Raw genomic sequence first — 15,910 nt, 5'->3', positions numbered from 1 at the left:
TGCCATTATTCTTTCTGTATTGCTTTGTAAATGCATTTTAATTGTTACTCAACTCGTGACATATTTCTCGGTTATTACATCGCTTCTTCAGAAGCATTTGCTTAATATCTCAACAGTTTATATAAGAACTGAATACATTAAGAAAATGGGATTTATTATGACTGCATTTATTGTCTTTATCGTTATTGTCCTGCTCATTGTGGTGTACGCCGTCAGTATCTACAACAAGCTCGTTACTCTACAAAACCGTTTCAAAAACAGCTTCGCTCAAATAGAAGTTCAATTAAAACGTCGATACGATTTGATTCCAAACTTAGTTAATACTGCAAAAGGCTATATGGAACACGAAAAAGAAACATTTGAACGTGTCATCCAAGCTCGTAATCAAGCAATTGCTGGCCTGAAAGCAGCCAGTGACGCGCCTGGTAGTGATGCGGCAATTAGCCAACTAAACCAAGCAGAAGGCATGCTGCAAAGTGCGTTGGGCAAACTGAATGTTGTAGTGGAAGCCTACCCTGAGCTTAAAGCGAATGAAACCATGAGTCAGCTTCAAGAAGAATTAACCAGCACTGAGAACAAAGTTGCGTTTGCTCGCCAAGCATTTAATGATGCGGTAACCAGCTACAACACATACAAACAAACGTTCCCGCCCGTGTTGTTTTCCAACGCATTCGGATTCCAAGATGGCAAACTGTTAGAATTTTCTGACAGTGCTGAAATACAAGCGGCCCCGAAGGTTGAGTTCTAATGAATTTCTTTGACCATCAAGATACCGCGCGTCAACGCACTGGGCTTTTGGTGTTCCTGTTTTCCTTAGCAGTTGTCACCATCACTGGTTTGGTAAGCGTATTATCGATTGGTATCTATTACGGAGTAACAGGCGAACACTTTGATCAAGAAACCGCACTTACCTACGTCTTGTTGTGCTTTGCCGGTGTATTGCTGGTTGTTGCGATAAGTTCAATGGTTCGCTTGTCCGCCCTCACCTCCAATGGAGGCCGAGGTGTTGCTGAGAGCATAGGCGGCAAGCTGATTTCCTCAAACACCTTAGATGCAAAACATAGACAACTGCTCAACGTTGTGGAAGAGATGGCAATTGCATCTGGTATTCCGGTTCCTCCCGTCTATGTGATGCAGGAAGAGCGCGGTATCAATGCTTTCGCAGCAGGCATGAGCATTGATGATGCCGTCATCGGCGTCACACAAGGCGCACTGGATAGCTTCACGCGAGATGAACTACAAGGTGTCATTGCTCATGAATTCAGCCATATCTTAAACGGAGATATGCGTTTGAATACGCGTCTTATCGGCGTACTGTTTGGCATCACTTGCATTGCACATTTTGGACACTTGGTCATAGATAACACTCATCATACGAGTCGCGTATCAAGAAGTTCTTCCGATTCCGATAAAGGCTTTGCGGTTATCATGTTGATTGCGATTATCTGTTTGGTTCTGGGCTGGATTGGCACCTTGTTTGGCTCGATGATCAAAGCTGCAATCTCTCGTCAACGTGAATTTCTCGCTGATGCCAGTGCCGTTCAATTTACTCGAAACGATCAAGGCATTGCTGGTGCACTCAAGAAAATTGGTAGTCATATTGCGGGTTCTTCATTGAATACAAAAGCAAGCGATGAGATGAGCCATATGATGTTTGGTCAAAGCAAACTCTCCGGCTTTTCTGGCCTATTTGCGACTCACCCTCCACTAGAAGAACGGATTCGCCGAATTGAACCTGGTTGGGATGGAAGTTTTTCTCAAAGTTCGCATCGTCCAACAACAAGCTTTGAGAATGATAACGTTAGTGGATTCTCATCAGGGACGTCGACACAACCTGAGAAACCAACCACCGCAGAACTCAGCGAAGTAGGTCAACAACTACTTAACCAACTTCCTTCCGAACTTGTCGACATCGCTCGTGAACCATACAGTGCGCGCTTTATTGCTTTTGCCTTGATATTTGATGGTAGTGAACTCCAGCGAGAGATGATAAAAAGTCATATCCCCAATGTGTCTCAAGCACAATTATTACCATGGCTGGATTATGATTTGCCTCTTCATCTACGCTTTCCATTACTCGAACTCTCCATCCCTGCCTTGAAATCGCTAAGTGAGGGTCAGAAAAACAGACTGTGCCAGGTGCTACGTGAACTCTCTCAAACTGATGACCACTACTCACTCGCAGAATGGTGTGTCATCAACTTATTGGAGAAGCAACTACTCGAATCGTATGGATGTACAAAACAGATCCAATCTTTAAAGCAATTAAAAGAGAGTGTGTTTTGGCTACTGCGCGAATTGGCTTGGGTTAGTCACTCTCAACCGGAAGACGCTCAACGTGCATTTAGCAGCGCCCTAACCTGTTTGGGCTTTAATGATGCAGAGTTACAACCCGCAAATAAGAACTGGGGCCTAAATCGCGCCGCTTTAGAGCTCCTACTGCAACTCAAACCGAAAAGTCGTCGCTTGTTCGTAAAAGCGTGTCGATTAGCGATTGAATCGGATGGAAAGGTTACCGTTGCGGAAGGAGAACTCTATAGAGTAATCGCCTGCTTCTTAGAAGTTCCAGAGCCGCCACTAACAGTATCAGTCAATACAGGACAAACCCTACCGAGCCAAACACAACAAGCTAACTGACTTAGCTTTAAACAAAAACGCCAGCACTTTTGCTGGCGTTTTTTCATTATGTTTTCTTATTTGACGATTTACGCTGACTTAAATCGATCAGGGATCTTAGTAATACTCTCTCGATAACTAAACCATAAGTAGGTCACGGCGAGGGAGAAGAATAAATACGAAAGTGCGAATACGATTGGAGACGTAATTAATTCAGCCGACATTCCCCACATCACACCAACAACCGTTATCGTCAACTTAGAAAGCATGCCGCAAATTAGTAAGAATAAAGCAAGCTGTGGAAAGCGCGAGCTACGGAATGCAAAGAAATAACAGCTCCCTACCGCTAGAGAAGCAATAGATAGACCCAACATAAATGAATGGATGTGGTCTGCAGATGCGACACCAGCAGATACCGAAGCCATGAGTAATAGGAACAGTTTCATAAGTCACCTCACAACAAGTCTAAAAAAGCATCCCTTCATAAATGAAATCTCATTTTTCGCTATATTCTGCTCCTATAATCTGCAATTACAAGTGACTTTTTTGTTCACTTAATGCACAAAAAACCTAATCAGCTCTAGTTATTACAAAAGGTTAACAATTTAAATTTAAGAAACCCTTTACATCCAATACTTACGGCGATAAGACGATATTTCAGTCATTTTTGTTACAGAGAGTTAACACGGTAACATTTTGAAATTTTTTATATGAAATGTGAGCTGTGCACCCAACTGCGCACTGAATTCTCTGTTTTGACTAGTTCCTCGTTCCTTACAACAAAAATCATCACTTTTTGATAACACTCCAACCACATACAAAACCATGAATTCACATCCGCTTTTAATGTTTCAAATTATTTTATCAGTAACGGTAAAAAGAGATTCCAATCACATATTTATTGGTTATAATCCGCGCTCATTGCGTTAATCGTTGAAAAACGCAAACTAATTTTGAGAAAAAACATCTTTAAACCAACCCTCTTTGCGGCATTGCCAACAAGAGGAAAAACTGAGAATGAAAATGAGCAAGATTGATAAAGCTATGCGCATCCTGTTAGCAGGGTTCTGTATCAACCTTTGTCTTGGCATCCTGTATGCTTGGAGTGTATTCAACAAGGCACTGGTAACTGAATCAGGCTGGAGTGCTGCAGAAGCTTCTGCACCTTATGCAACTGCAACCATCACTTTCTCTATCTGTCTTCTTGTTGCAGGTATTCTTCAAGACCGCATGGGTCCACGTATGATCCTTATCCTAGGTACTGTTCTTACAGGTCTAGGCATGATCGCGTCTGGCTTTGTTGACACTCCACTCATGCTGAACATTACCTTCGGTGTGATCACAGGTGCAGGTATCGGTTTTGGCTACGCATGCCTATCACCTTCTGCAATGAAATGGTTCCACGCTTCGAAGAAAGGCATGGTTAACGGCATTATTGCGGCTGGTTTCGGTCTAGCGGCTATCTACCTAGCACCAGTAACATCATCATTGATCGACAGCATGGGCATTCAAACGAGCTTTATGGTTCTTGGTGTTGGTATCCTAGCAATTGCAGTTCCTCTTGCAGCAACCATCAATAACCCACCAGCAGACTACACGCCTGCAGAGCCTAAAGTAAAAGAAGGTCAAGCACCTAAAGCGGTTAAAAAGTCAGATGACCTAACTTGGAAAGCAATGCTGAAGACGCCACAGTTCTACTCTCTATGGATCATGTACGCGTTCGCAGCTTCTGTTGGTCTAATGATCATCGGTAACATCACGACCATCGCAAGCGTTCAAGCAAACTTGCCAAACGCGGTTTACCTAGCGTCTATTCTTGCTGTATTTAACTCAGGCGGCCGTGTTGTTGCGGGTATGCTTGCAGATAAAATCGGCGGTGTTCGTACGCTCCTACTTGCGTTCGTCCTACAAGGCGTAAACATGGTGTTGTTCGCAACGTTCGACTCTGAGTTCACTCTGATCATTGGCACTGCGATCGCAGCGGTAGGTTACGGTACACTTCTAGCGGTATTCCCTACTCTAACGGCCGAGTTCTACGGTTTGAAAAACTACGGTACTAACTACGGCGTGCTTTACACAGCATGGGGTATCGGTGGTGCAATCGGCGCAGCAGTTGTTGGCTTCTCTATGACGAACGGCGAAGGCTACACCTTGGCTTACACTATTTCATCAGCAATGATGGCAGTATGTATCGTACTTGCGTTCATCACTAAGCCACTGTCTGAAGCGAAAGTAGCGCAGCTAAAAAACGCATAATTGCGAATTGATTTGATAGCGAAAAGGCTTAACCTATGGGTTAAGCCTTTTTTGTTACAGGTCGTTTATGGAAAGCCCTATCGAACTTGCACCAGACTACTATCTAGAAAACTTCTTTAAGCTGACTCACCACGCAGTAACCTGGTACAGCGATTTACTGGCCGAGGATGAACACGCTTGGCTTTGCTCGTTTGATTCCTTGAGCAAACACGCCCAATGCCTGTTGGTGCGTTTATACAGCCGAAAAGGGTGTTGGTTTCGAAGTGATAAGCTGAGTTATCAAGAAATACCTTCTATCAATGAAGCACTGGCAGAATTGAGTCAACATGAGTTTGTGGCCCTTTCCCCAACACTCTCTCATCAAGAGTTAGCGTCTAACTTACTGACGAAACCGGAGATCTCTGCACTTTACCCAGAGCTACCGAAGTCATTAAAGAAAGATGCCCTTGTAGAGCGTTTAAGCAACACGGAATTTGATCGTTTTGAGCAGCTTGAGTTTACGATCATCAAACTCAATTCAGCTCACATGATCGACGTATTACTCACCCTGTTTTTTGCCAACACTCATCAAGACTTAAGTCAGTTTGTGCTTGATGACTTAGGTCTACATCAGTTCGAGCAATACCAATTGAGTAAAGTGCGCCGTTTCTTTGATTCACGTGAGCAAATAGACCGCTTAATTGAACTAAGCCAACTGGCCAACCTGTACTGGCAATTTGATCGAAAAGACAAAGCGAACCTCGACTTATTAATTGAGGCAATGCCTCATCCAGTTAGTCACCATTACGTAGATCGTAAACGCGAACACATGTTAAATGACATTGCGCGAGACTATGAGCGTATTAATGAGCTAGAGACCGCCCTATCTCTATTTAGCCAAACTCAGCTCGCTCCGAGCCGAGAACGACGTGCACGTATCTATGATAAACTGAACCATGATGATTTATTTAGTGACATTGTCACAGAGATACTGCTGTCGCCAATTGATGTGTCTGAGCTCGAAGTCGCACAAAAACTTGAGCAACGGTTGAAGCGAAAACAAGGCGCGAAAGTACCAAGAGTAGCGAAGCCACTCTGCTCCGAATATCATATTGAACTGGATTTATCTCAACAACGAGTCGAGCTTGCCAGTAAAGCGTATTTTGAGTCCTTAGGCTGGAATGTGTTTTACGCTGAAAATGCGTTGCTCAACTCGCTACTGGGGCTTACATTCTGGGATGCGATTTTTGCTCCTATTGAAGGGGCATTCATTAACGCTTATCAACACCGTCCTTTAGATTTATATCACTCGGATTTTGTTACCAAGCGCCAAGCTTTGATAGACACCGCTTTTGCCGAGCTAGAAGCAGGCAACTCCCAGACGTTATTGACAAAATACGATGAGAAGTTTGGCATTAGTAATCCATTTGTACATTGGAATTTAATAAGTAAAGAGCTACTCGAAACAGCGCTCAACACTATCCCAACCAATATGCTGATGGCTCTGTTCAAAATACAATTGAGCGACCTTAAGCTTTACCGCAATGGGATGCCGGATCTCATTGCTTTTAAAGAAAATGAGTTCGAGTGGATTGAAGTGAAAGGCCCTGGCGATAAACTCCAGGATAACCAATGGCGTTGGATCAAAGAGTTTACTCGCCTTAATGTCCCGTTTGCGGTGTGTTACGTCGCAGCAACTTAACTTACTCTATATAAAGAACTTGGTGTTTGTTCACTCAAACCGCCCCTCGGTTATCGCCCCTTGCTCTTTTTTCTAAACATTTTTTCGTTTCTTCACGATCGCTTCACGCTTCTTCACACAAAATGCGCTTCTACTCACTAAGTTGATTTGAAGAGGCAAAATAAAATGAACAAAACACTTCTTGCGTTACTTGTTACCTGCTCAGTTTCGGTATCTGCGGCTCCTTATGTAGGTCTGGAATATGGACTAGGCACCACTGACCATGATTTGGAACCTCACTTTTCAACTGACAACGTAACACTCAACCCTGAGCTTGAAGACGGTATTTTCTCAGGTTTTATCGGTTACGCGTTCAATGACAACTGGGCGCTAGAGTTGGGCTACAGCCAATTTGACCTTGATGATAATCGTTCAAAGAACCTTGGTATCAAACAAATTGATGGCAAAGATTACCATCATGAAATGGATTGGGATGCGTCAATCAAAGCCAAGCAAGTGTCGTTGGCACCTGTGTTTAACTATGCATTAAATGACAAATGGACAACAAAATTCAAAGCGGGTCTAACGTACACGGAATACAACGCCAAGGTTTCTAAACATCAAGAATACGAGCTTGTCGCGAACGACGATGTGGAAATGAACAACACGCTTTTCCACAACACAGAGAAAAACAACGAGCTAGGCGCAATGTTCTCAGTGGGTGCGGAATACCGAATTTTCCCGCAGCTCACCATTGGTGCAAACGCAAAATATCAACTAGACAGCTACGCAAACACTGCATCCTTTAACGTAGGCACAACTTACTACTTCTAATTTAAGGAGACGATAATGAAAAAAATGATTTTAGCATCCATGTTTGCCCTACTTTCAAGCTCAGCTTTCGCCGCATTTAATGGTCCAGAAGTAAGCGTAATTAATTCGGTGAAAGAGGCGCACAACGCAACCGACGACAGCGCCGTCATGTTAACCGGGCACATTGTTCAATCTCTTGGTAACGAGACTTACTTGTTCAAAGATGAGACTGGTGAAATCGAAGTGGAAATCGACAATGAAGATTGGATGGGGCTAGACGTTGGTCCAAACGATAAAGTGACGATTCGAGGCGAAGTTGACTCAGAGTGGACAACCACGCAGATTGACGTAGAGACCATTCAAAAGCTTTAATTCGCCTGACACCTCAACACAAACAACACAGCCACATATTGGAGGCTGTGTTGTTTATGGGCCGTGAAACTACTCGTTTAGCTGGTCAAGCAAGGACAATCTTGCGGCAAGACTAATCGTATACTCTTAGGCTGAACATCAAACCGTATTGTTCTCGAATGATATGGTTCGCCATCTAAATTAAGCGGTAGTGGATTTGGGAAGTCTATCTCCAACCAGCTTGCTCTTGTGTGTTTTACAAACTCACCTTTCTCGCTAGGATTATTGATCTCTTCGATAACTTTTGGCAGCTCATGAGGTAAGAATGGACGCACCAATGTTAGATCCATCAAGCCATCATTAATCATCGCTTTCGATGCTAACTCTTGCCCACCTCCAGCTAAGCGACCATTACAGAAAGCGCCAAGCAACATTTCTCCCTGATAAGCCCCGCCTTCAATTGTTATTGTTCCGTCATAAGGTTTAAAGCCGAGCGCTTTTACAACACCAGTTAGTGTATAAGCGCCGCCACCAAGAAAGTTTTTGAGTTCAACAGGCGTTTCTGCCGTAACTTCTGCGCCAAACCCAGCTGTTGCCACGTTAATAAAGTAGCGATCGTTAGCCTTGACACAATCGACCAAAGCAGACTGCCCTTCTACGGCGAGAGATAAAGACGCCTTGATAGAAGCTGGCACTTGAATCGCGGTGGCAAAATCATTTGCGGTACCAAGAGGGATAATGGCTAACTCAGGGCGTTTTTCTTCTTCAATTTGGATAATCGCAGAAGCCGCCTCATTGACGGTCCCATCGCCACCAGCGACAACAATACGTTCAATCCCTTCATCAACCGCTTCTTTCACCAAGCGCGGCATGTCTTGAGATTCCCAAGTCACTCGCACTTGCACATCGACGCCCTTGTCTCTCATTTTCATGATTGCATCTCTTAACTCTGGGTTCCCAGCTTTTTTGCCGTTAAGGATGGCACGTATTGTCTTCTTCATTGCACTTCCTATTGGTTGATGACTTTCCCTGCTTGTTTAATCTGTGATCGCAACCATTGATGGGCACTGTCGTTTGTCCGACTAGGATGCCATATTGTGCAGAGCTCATAGGTTTGTTCATCAAATGGCATAGATAAAGATTTAACATGATAGGTGTGGTTGAACAAGTTGATCATCGACTCGGGCATTAAACCAATATATTCACTACCGCAGATAACAGGTAGCATTTCCAACACGCCAGAAGCTCGATACTTTATCTTTCTTTTGTCCAAGTCGACAATATCATCGGCGTTTAACAAGCTCTTACGACTCTGCCACTGCGAAACCACCACATGTTCTTCTTCAAAAAATTGTTCAGCCGTAATCTCGTCCTTTAAGCGTGGGTGCTCCTCGCTAGACACCACCACCAAGCGCTCAGTAAGCACAGTTTCAACTTTTAAAACCGTTCGTGCTCTTGGCGCGATATCAATGATCAAGTCGTAACGTTGCAAACGCAGATCGCTTTCAAAATCTTCTGTGAAGAGTGGATGAACCTCTAAAGCAATATGTGGTGCTAACTCACGGATCTGTTTCATGACTTGAGGGAGCAACTCAAAACTTGCAACAGAGACACAAGCAATGGAAAACACTCGATTCGACACTTTAGGGTCAAATTCGCTAGAAGCCGCCAGAGTTGAAGTAAAGTTTTGCACCGAAGTAAGCAGCGCAGGGTAAATATCCATAGCAAAAGAGGTAGGTTCTACCCCCTTGGTACAGCGATGAAATAAAGGTTCGTCATAAATATCACGAAGGCGTGCCAACGCTTTGCTGACTGCGGGCTGCGTGATGCTGAGACGTGCTGCTGCTTTAGATAAGTTCCCCTCTTCATAAATGGCAATAAAGATGGGGATAAGATTCAGATCGGTCGGTTTCATGCTATTAAATTTTTCGAAAATCACTTTCTCTATTTTAATCTAACAGCATGATAGTTAACGTAGCCAAGTACAAGAAATGGGCGGTACGACCTGTTTTAATGAGTTTTAACTCAATTTTGACGTGCTCCATTCACCTCATAAGTGAGCAGCTACCGTGCAAGCCAAAGCTTACATTAAGATTTGCCTAAATATGGGGTAAGAAACTCGCTGACTTCCTCGCCGCATAAACCAATTTCTACCTCAATACCGGCTTGTTTTAGAATCTCGATACCTCGACCACTGTTTCGCGGGTCGGGGTCCAATATGGCTACGACGACTTTGCTAATACCGGATTTTACTAATGTCAACGCGCACGCCGGCGTGCGACCTACAAACGAACACGGTTCGAGCGTAACGTATGCCGTCACCGCTTCTAACGAGCCTTGATATGCATTCAGCGCTTCTACTTCCGCGTGGTTGCCACCAATAGCTTGAGTATGACCTTCTGAAACGATTTGATTGTCTTTAACTAACACGCAGCCAACCGGCGGGTTGGGTTGACATTCAGGAAGCGCATTTTTGGACACTTCCAATGCGCGGCGCATAAACAATTGGCTCATTTGAACTCTATTCTCTAATAAAAACGAGGCGCTATATTAGCGCCCCGTTTTATTCATTGCCATCTCTTCCAATGACTTTGTCCAGTTCTGGTAACGCTCGCGGTATACGGAATTTAAAGCGTTGTTGTTTGGTCTGGATCTTGCGCCACATCGACTTCATTAAATGAGCGCTATTTTCACCATTTTGCATTCGCGACGCACTTTTTTGCCACGATTCACTCGTATCGGCTTTGGTCATTTCCAGCTCTGCCGTATTTAAACGCAATTGTTTGTACAATACGGTCCTTGCTTCAGGCCACCGTTTAGCCTTTAACAAACGGTGGAACGTCAACCATGCTGGTGTCGGTTTGTTGCGGTAGTAACGTTTAATGGCTACCAATGAAACAGTCACAAAACCCAGCAATACAAGCGTGGATACAATCCATGCAAAGTACGTTTTGATGAAGGATTTCAACGTGTGCTTCGCAGCAAATGTTTTGCCCTCTAACACCACCGTTTCCACTTGCTGAGTCTTACTGTTCCACCAACGGAACTCATAATCTGGCAGGGTTAATTCACCACCTTGTTGAATCACGTACACGCTCTCTTCTGTGCGTGTTGACTGGTAATCACCACGTGTTTGCGTATCTGTAAGACGGTGCGGTTGAGGATACGCTTGGTAACGGGTTGTTGATTCTCCTTTCAACAAGTCTGGTAGCAACACAGATAGCGAATCTTGAGCTGAAATAGTGATTTTACGCGTGATTGCATCCCCGACTTTGAGTGACTCAGTGGAGGTTTCCCACTCTTGTTTTACGTCTACGTGCGTTGCAGAAAACCAAGGCGTATCACCGCTCAACAATCCCGATGGCAAGACAGTTTTGAACTTAATCGGCTGCGTGTAAAGTGTGCCTGACACCTTCTCGCCGTCCGGCGCCGACACCTGAACGCCCACAGCGACATGTGGAATCACAAAATCACCAGATGCTTGCGGATACAAAGTCACTTCCCAGCGTTGACGCGACCAAGTTTGGCCGCCCTTGTGCTCCGTGAAGTTAGTGGCTAACTGATTACGCTGTTTGGCGATAACATTGGGCATTTCAATACTGCCAATTCGCGTCCCCCCCGTAAACCAGCGCGGCGTTGCCACTTCGATGGTTAAAATGACTTGCTCGTTGACACTAAAACTTGGCGTTTTACGCTTTTCCCCAGCCGTTGGTTGTTGACCAACCCACGCTTGCAACTCAACACCATGATTGCGTTGAAGATCGTAAATATCCTGAGCGGAAACGTGACGACTTACGAATAGACTCAAACAAACCACTAACCATGCCACTATCCGTACAGGAAGAGCAAAAGAGTTAACGCGATGGACATTCATCATCATTGGGCCGCCTCCTCTGTATTGTGTTCCGTTGTCGTAGTTGAGCTACCCGTTGTTGGCGAGCGTAATTGAATTTGAAATTTAGCGCGTAAGAAATACTTCGGGTCCGCTTCGACTCGCTTTAGCCACTTGTCGGCTAATTCTTGGCTACCTAAGATGTCGTCTGCGCTTAACGTCTCTTTAATCATCAACTCCGCTGACGTTTGTTCATCCGCTCCTTCTGCGGTTTGAGGGTTGTCGCCTAGCTCGGTTGACGCCTCTTGCTCTGTTCCGGCTTGACTTTCACTCATCTGATTTATCTCATCGACGATGCCAGCAATCACTTTCAAGTTGTGCTCAACATCAGGTCTTAACGACTCGCTCAACGTTGGCTTACTGGCTAGGGATTTTAACAAGTCACGTGCAGCCAAATATTCACGCTGGCGCGCCAATGCGCTCGCCGCATTGTAAAGACCGTAATCTCGAACCTCTTCAGACGGGTCGTTTTGCATTTCCAAAAACGCACTGTGCGCGAGCTCAAACTCGCTAGCGTAGTAGTATGCCGTGCCTTTGCGTAAAGGATCGACAAAATGCTTCGCAGCTTCTAAATACGCTTGTTGGTTGAACAAACGCTGTCCTTGTTGGTCTGGCGTCAGCCACAAATCCCACCACCATTGCGCTACCTTGTCGAAGGTCGTCACTTTTTGCACAACTTGTGGCTGTTCGGCTTTAACAGAAATGTTCTCCGCCATTGCACTGGTCGGCATCAACAGTGTACCGCTCACCATTGCAATCACGCACCACTGCACTAACCACCCTTTTCTAAACCACAGCATCATGATTAACGCGATTGGGAACAGCAGTTGATAACCCATGTCTTTCCAAGGCATTGAAGATTCGCCATTTAGCTGCATATTGCGCTCAACGTATCGATTCAGTTGTTCGATATCACTGTTATCGACCGTCACTTCCACCAATCGACCGTTGGTCTGACTGGCCAGTTTTTGCAGAGAATCCAAATCCATCGGGTTGTTACTCACGATGTCTGTATTCCCCGCAGCAAGAATTAACAGTTGATAAGGTTTACCTGCAAAATACGCTTGGTATTGCTTAATCGTGGCCGGGTTCACGCCGTCGCTCACCAACAAAACGGTGGAGCCTGGTTGACCTTGCAATTGTTGATCAATTAACGGCAAGGCTTTTTCAGCAAGCTTACCTTGCACGGGCATGATTTCTGGCGTAATGGCCGCCAAAAATGGGTCAAATACTTTGCTGTCTTGAGTCACAGGCATCGCCACATGAGCACTGCCCGCAAATACGACTAAACCCGTTTTTCCGCCTTTTCGCGCAGCTAATAAATCGCGTACTTTCTGTTTGGAACGCTCAAGGCGGCTTGGTGGGAGATCTTTTTGCAGCATCGAGTCGCTGTTATCAAGCACCACAAGCAGAGAGGCTTTATCTTCACCAAAGGGAGAAGATTCACGTTGCCACGTTGGGCCTGCACAAATCACAATGGCGATTAGCACAATCAGCATCAAGAGCTTAAGCGGCAGTTGCTTGCGCCAACCTCGCTCGCCTATCGTCAAAGCATTACGTAAATGTTCGGGAAGAATATCCTTCCAGCTTGGTTTGCTTTCTTCTCGCCAGCGCAACCACACCAAGAAAAACATAGGGATCAAAGCCAGTAACCACAGCGGTCGGATAAAATGAAACTGCGTAAAGAATTGCGTCCAACTAAGAGAATCAAACATCGCTCTCTCCTAATGATGATCGTGTTGCAGCCCTTCTTTTGAGTGTCGCGATGCTGAACGCGAGTAAATGCATGATGACCACTAACGCCATCAAGTAATGGTGAAGACTTTGTTTTGGGCGGTATGTGGTGCTTTCGTAAAGTTGAGGTTCCAGTTTGCCAATCTCGTCGTAGGCAGCCGACAGTTCATCACGGTTGAGTGCTTCAAACGCTTCACCGCCGGATTCTTTCGCAATGCGATGAATCGTGTCCATATCCAACGCGGTTTCACCTATCGTTTCCGGATCGCCCATCGCAATCACGTGCACTCGCACGCCTTTGGCTTTCGCAACTTTCGCCGCATCAATCGGTTCGACAAAGCTGCCCGTGTCGTTACCATCGGTTAATACAATCGCGACTTTTTCACGGTTTTGATCTTGTTCTAAAGCACCACGCGACTTATCGCTTTGCTCAAAAACTTTAATCGCTAGGCCAATCGCATCACCAAGATGGGTACTCTGCCCTGCCATCGCCACATCGGTTTGGTTAAGCAGTTCGAGCCACACTTTTTGGTCTGCGGTAAATGGCGTTTGCACAAAAGCGGCATCACCAAAAAGAACCAAGCCTAATCGGTCACCTTTACGAGACTGAACAAACTCCGTCAGCACTTCTTTTGCCGCATCCAGGCGAGAAATTTTTTCACCTGTACGAGACGTGAAGTCAGGCTCAGCCATGGAACCCGAAAGATCCACCACCACCATCACATCGCGCCCTAAACTCTCGCGAACTTGAGGCTCGCCTAACACGGTGGGTTTGGCCATCGCACACACCACCAAAAGCCATGAGAGAATTAACGTTGCTCGTTGCCACCAGCTTGGGGTTAACTGACTTGCACCTTCTGATGGCGTCTCGCCAATCGCTTCCACCAACTGACTAAAAAACGGCACTTTGATCGCCATTTGCTTAGTGCGATATGCAGGCACCAAGTAGTACACCACCAACGGCAAGGGCAAAATCAGAAACCACATTGGGTGAGCAAATTCAAAACCAGACAAACCAGTTAGCGATGCAAGAAGATCATTCATGTTGACCTCCCTGATTTGCTTTGCGTTTCAATAGTGGTGATTTCTTTGACGCGCTTTTTTGAACATCACAACGGTGTTCACTCACCCAGTTTTTCGCACGAGCAATAAGCGTTACTCGTTCTTCGTTGGTTAGCGTAACGCTTGGGTCAACAATACTTTGTAGCCAGCGCTTTGAAAGCTCATCGTTAAAGACCACTTGCGAGTTTGCTAGAGAATCTCCGGTTTGCGGATATAGCGCATCGAGCTTGCGCAAAAACGCGGTATCAAACAATTTCGCGTTACGGCTATCAACATGAATCAACACAATTTTAAGCACAGAGAACAATGCTTTAGGCATGCCTTTGTCGCTCGGTTTGATTTGCGAAATCGCCAACAGAGCTTCTTGTCGGTAGCGGTTACACCACCACTGTTGAGCCAAACGATACGCGACATACACCAATGCAATGAGCGCAACCGCCGCTAAAATCTTCCAGCCAATAGTTTGCGGATACCAACTCACGCTTGGTGGCACGGCCACATCATGTAGCTCTCTGAGTATGTAGGTACTCGGAGGCGTAGGAAGACCACTCATTTAACGCCCTCCTACCAGTTTTTGAAATTGTTTAATGTGCTCGCCTGTCGTATCGAGTTCGATGTGCGGAAGGTGTTTCATCGCCATAAGTTGAGAGAGTGATTGTCGCTGTAAGCTAGTTCGAGCCTCAAGCTTTGCGCTCGCGGCTTCTATCTTTGCTTTGCTGTCTAAATTGAGTTGATACTGCCCATCACCAACCACCCATTTCGATTTTGCCAAATCGTCTGGTAGCGCTTGTTCTAATGGGTCACTGACCATCACTGCAAGAACATCGTTGTGCTGTTGTAGCTGTTTAAGGTGATCAAGGTGGTGCTCCTCGCAGTCGCTCCAGTCGCTGATAAAAATCAATGTGGATTGTTTGAGCTTCATGCGTTTAATGAGCTCAATCCATTGACTGAACGTCACTTTTTCGGAATTGCGGGAGTCCACATTGAGCGATTGATTGGCTTTAGCGAGACGCTTAAGTTGAGCCAGAAGATCGTTTTGCGAACGCTGCGCCTTGCTGTGAAACAACGCCTGTTGGGATGCGATGACAAAACCAACTCGGTCGCCATCTTTTAACACGCGCCACCCGCACATGGCCGCGATTTCTGCCGCGACAACCGATTTCATTACTTGCGTCGAAGCAAAAAACATTGCGCTGCGCTGGTCGACACACACGATCACGTTGCGATCTTTTTCTTCGGTGTAGCTGCGCACGTGCGGCTTGCCTGTGCGCATCGTGACTTTCCAATCCAGGTTACGAATGTCGTCACCCAATTGATAATGGCGCAGCTCTTCGAAGTTCAATCCACGACCGCGAAACAGCGAATTGTGGCGGCCTGAGAGTACGCTACCCGCTTTTAGATGAGGAAGTAAACTGAATGATTCTGCTTGTGCTTGCAAGCGTACTAAGCGAGCGTAATCGCAGTACAAACGGGGATCCATCCCCTGTGATTTTGGCGCAAGAGTTGGCTTAGCCATAATGCCTCCC

General features: G+C 45.5%; 15 protein-coding genes. 6 read left to right on the top strand and 9 right to left on the bottom strand.

From position 1 onward, the window contains the following. Nucleotides 1–157: 157 nt before the first annotated feature. Nucleotides 158–748, top strand: coding sequence for a LemA family protein (locus ACWPOD_RS02820; protein ID WP_005398201.1), 591 nt, complete (start codon nucleotides 158–160; stop codon nucleotides 746–748). Then, nucleotides 748–2,637, top strand: coding sequence for a M48 family metallopeptidase (locus ACWPOD_RS02815; RefSeq protein ID WP_167427432.1), 1,890 nt, complete (start codon nucleotides 748–750; stop codon nucleotides 2,635–2,637). Before ACWPOD_RS02820 ends, ACWPOD_RS02815 begins: the two co-directional genes overlap by 1 nt. 68 nt (nucleotides 2,638–2,705) lie before the next feature. Here ACWPOD_RS02815 and ACWPOD_RS02810 read toward each other — a convergent pair whose 3' ends face one another. After that, the gene (locus tag ACWPOD_RS02810; RefSeq protein WP_005398137.1) at nucleotides 2,706–3,062 is read right to left on the bottom strand and encodes a hypothetical protein; all 357 of its coding nucleotides are present in this window, start codon (nucleotides 3,060–3,062) and stop codon (nucleotides 2,706–2,708) included. A gap of 577 nt (nucleotides 3,063–3,639) precedes the next feature. Here ACWPOD_RS02810 and ACWPOD_RS02805 point away from each other — a divergent pair. The 4 genes from ACWPOD_RS02805 to ACWPOD_RS02790 all read left to right on the top strand — a co-directional run bounded on the left by ACWPOD_RS02805 (nucleotide 3,640) and on the right by ACWPOD_RS02790 (nucleotide 7,717). Continuing rightward, entirely contained in the window at nucleotides 3,640–4,872 is a 1,233-nt protein-coding gene (locus ACWPOD_RS02805) for an L-lactate MFS transporter (protein WP_167427866.1), read from the top strand. Between the two features lie 67 nt (nucleotides 4,873–4,939). Further along, nucleotides 4,940–6,553, top strand: a complete 1,614-nt coding sequence (locus ACWPOD_RS02800) for a VRR-NUC domain-containing protein (RefSeq protein ID WP_167427431.1) — start codon at nucleotides 4,940–4,942, stop codon at nucleotides 6,551–6,553. A 165-nt stretch (nucleotides 6,554–6,718) separates the two neighbouring features. Next, a complete protein-coding gene (locus ACWPOD_RS02795) occupies nucleotides 6,719–7,366 on the top strand; it encodes an AcfA family outer membrane beta-barrel protein (RefSeq protein ID WP_046876005.1) in 648 nt (215 codons plus the stop codon). 15 nt (nucleotides 7,367–7,381) lie between these two features. Beyond that, nucleotides 7,382–7,717, top strand: coding sequence for a NirD/YgiW/YdeI family stress tolerance protein (locus tag ACWPOD_RS02790; RefSeq protein WP_005398145.1), 336 nt, complete (start codon nucleotides 7,382–7,384; stop codon nucleotides 7,715–7,717). A gap of 77 nt (nucleotides 7,718–7,794) precedes the next feature. On the opposite strand, the gene yegS is transcribed toward ACWPOD_RS02790, so the two are convergent. The 8 genes from yegS to ACWPOD_RS02750 all read right to left on the bottom strand — a co-directional run bounded on the left by yegS (nucleotide 7,795) and on the right by ACWPOD_RS02750 (nucleotide 15,900). After that, nucleotides 7,795–8,697 (bottom strand): lipid kinase YegS, encoded by a 903-nt coding sequence (gene yegS, locus ACWPOD_RS02785; RefSeq protein ID WP_048624961.1) that lies wholly within the window; start codon nucleotides 8,695–8,697, stop codon nucleotides 7,795–7,797. 8 nt (nucleotides 8,698–8,705) lie between these two features. After that, complete coding sequence (locus tag ACWPOD_RS02780; RefSeq protein WP_047008274.1) at nucleotides 8,706–9,611, bottom strand: LysR family transcriptional regulator; 906 nt, start codon at nucleotides 9,609–9,611, stop codon at nucleotides 8,706–8,708. A gap of 173 nt (nucleotides 9,612–9,784) precedes the next feature. Further along, a complete protein-coding gene (locus ACWPOD_RS02775; RefSeq protein ID WP_167427429.1) occupies nucleotides 9,785–10,210 on the bottom strand; it encodes a bifunctional diaminohydroxyphosphoribosylaminopyrimidine deaminase/5-amino-6-(5-phosphoribosylamino)uracil reductase RibD in 426 nt (141 codons plus the stop codon). Nucleotides 10,211–10,259: 49 nt separating this feature from the next. Continuing rightward, nucleotides 10,260–11,576 carry a BatD family protein gene (locus ACWPOD_RS02770; RefSeq protein WP_456231544.1) on the bottom strand — a complete coding sequence of 439 codons (1,317 nt, stop codon included), beginning with the start codon at nucleotides 11,574–11,576 and terminating at the stop codon, nucleotides 10,260–10,262. Beyond that, entirely contained in the window at nucleotides 11,573–13,303 is a 1,731-nt protein-coding gene (locus ACWPOD_RS02765) for a vWA domain-containing protein (RefSeq protein WP_140264826.1), read from the bottom strand. The genes ACWPOD_RS02770 and ACWPOD_RS02765 overlap by 4 nt, the downstream gene beginning before the upstream one ends. After that, entirely contained in the window at nucleotides 13,296–14,366 is a 1,071-nt protein-coding gene (locus ACWPOD_RS02760) for a vWA domain-containing protein (protein WP_456231543.1), read from the bottom strand. The genes ACWPOD_RS02765 and ACWPOD_RS02760 overlap by 8 nt, the downstream gene beginning before the upstream one ends. Beyond that, complete coding sequence (locus ACWPOD_RS02755) at nucleotides 14,359–14,937, bottom strand: DUF4381 domain-containing protein (protein WP_025505516.1); 579 nt, start codon at nucleotides 14,935–14,937, stop codon at nucleotides 14,359–14,361. Before ACWPOD_RS02755 ends, ACWPOD_RS02760 begins: the two co-directional genes overlap by 8 nt. Continuing rightward, on the bottom strand, nucleotides 14,938–15,900 hold the full coding sequence (locus tag ACWPOD_RS02750) for a DUF58 domain-containing protein (RefSeq protein WP_167427427.1): 963 nt from the start codon (nucleotides 15,898–15,900) through the stop codon (nucleotides 14,938–14,940). Nucleotides 15,901–15,910: the final 10 nt, after the last annotated feature.

The organism is Vibrio sp. JZG120 (genome assembly GCF_053890955.1).
The sequence above is the reverse complement of the archived record's forward strand: the minus strand, read 5'-3'. Positions and strand labels throughout refer to the sequence as shown.